The organism is Brasilonema sp. UFV-L1, from assembly GCF_012912105.1.
GTDB lineage: Bacteria > Cyanobacteriota > Cyanobacteriia > Cyanobacteriales > Nostocaceae > Brasilonema.
On the sequence record NZ_QMEA01000290.1, the window covers coordinates 1 to 1,512 of the forward strand.

Sequence of the window (1,512 nt, forward strand, 5' to 3'; positions counted from 1 at the left end):
CGTGGGAGAGTCTTAAACACTCGACGACGAGTCTTAAACACTCGTGAGAGAGTCTTAAACACTCGACGACGAGTCTTAAACACTCGTGGGAGAGTCTTAAACACTCGACGACGAGTCTTAAACACTCGTGAGAGAGTCTCAAAGACTCGACGACGAGTCTTAAACACTCGTGAACGAGTCTTAAACACTCAAATGACTCATTCCCCAACTGTGCTTTTGGAACAGTTGCGACTGTGTGAGACGCAGAATCTACGTCCAGTACTCATTTTTGACCAATTTGAAGAGTTTTTCTTTGTTGATACGGAACGACAGCAGAAGCAACAATTTTTTGAATTTTTGGGCGAGTGTCTTAATATTCTACCGGTGAAAGTCATTTTGTCGCTGCGGGTGGATTATCTGCATTATTTGCTCAAGTGGAATCGTCTGCCTAGTATGGCGATTATTAATAATGATATTCTCGGTAAAAATGTTCTTTACGAGTTGGGGAATTTTTCACCGAGTGATGCTAAGTCTATTATTGAGCAGTTAACTGAGCGTTCTCGTTTTCACTTGGAACCTGCTTTGGTTGAAGAACTGGTTCAGGATTTGGCGCGGGAGTTGGGTGAGGTGCGCCCGATTGAGTTGCAGGTGGTGGGGGCGCAATTGCAAACTGAGAATATTACAAGTTTGGCAGAATATCGGGAGCGTTGTACAAAGGAAGAACTGGTAAAACGCTATCTGGATGATGTGGTTCACGATTGCGGTGCTGAAAATCAGCAAATGGCGGAGTTTGTGCTGTACTTGCTGACGGATGAGAAAGGAACTCGCCCACTCAAGACTCGGGCTGAGTTGGAACGGGATTTGCAGGCGTTAGCTGCAGATGTGACAAAACAAGCGAGTAAGTTAGATTTGGTTTTAGAGATTTTTGTGGAATCTGGTTTGGTGGTTTTGTTGCAGGAAAATCCGGCAAATCGCTATCAGTTGGTGCATGATTATTTGGCTGAGTTTATTCGCCAGCAGCAGGAACCGAAGTTAAGCCAGGTGATGGCGGAGTTGGAAAGGGAGAGGAAGCAACACCTGCAAACTGAAGAACAGTTAAAACAAACTGAACAAGCTAAGCAGATATTGACAAAGGCTAACCAACAAGCACAGCAGCGGATTCGTATTGGATCAGGAGTATTGACTGCATCTTTTGTTGTCGCAGCCATTGTTACATTACAAGCATTTGGGCTTGTGGGCAAGGCACAGAAAATTGCAACGCTAGAACGACAAGGCGTTGCAACTGAGAAGCATTTTCAGTTTCAGCTCCAAGAAATAGAAGCATTGCTTTTAGCTTTAGATACAGGGCAAGAGTTATACAATCTTATAAATAAAGAAGATGAACCAGCAGAATATCCAGCTGCTAGCCCTGTGTTAGCTTTACAGACAATTGTTGACAACATTCACGAGCAAAATCAACTCAAAGGGCATACAGATTCTGTCATCAGCGCCAGTTTTAGCCCAGATGGCAAACGGATTCTCACTGCTTCATCG

At 44.1% G+C, this 1,512-nt stretch carries 1 protein-coding gene and 1 pseudogene; one reads left to right on the forward strand and one right to left on the reverse strand.

Annotated elements, in window-relative coordinates; genetic code table 11:
• Positions 1-188, reverse strand: a 188-nt coding sequence (locus DP117_RS35795) for a hypothetical protein (protein ID WP_211176533.1), incomplete at its 3' end; no start/stop codon positions are given.
• A gap of 4 nt (positions 189-192) precedes the next feature.
• Here DP117_RS35795 and DP117_RS34190 point away from each other — a divergent pair.
• A pseudogene (locus DP117_RS34190) lies at positions 193-1,512 on the forward strand (ribosome assembly protein 4); the annotation flags it as partial.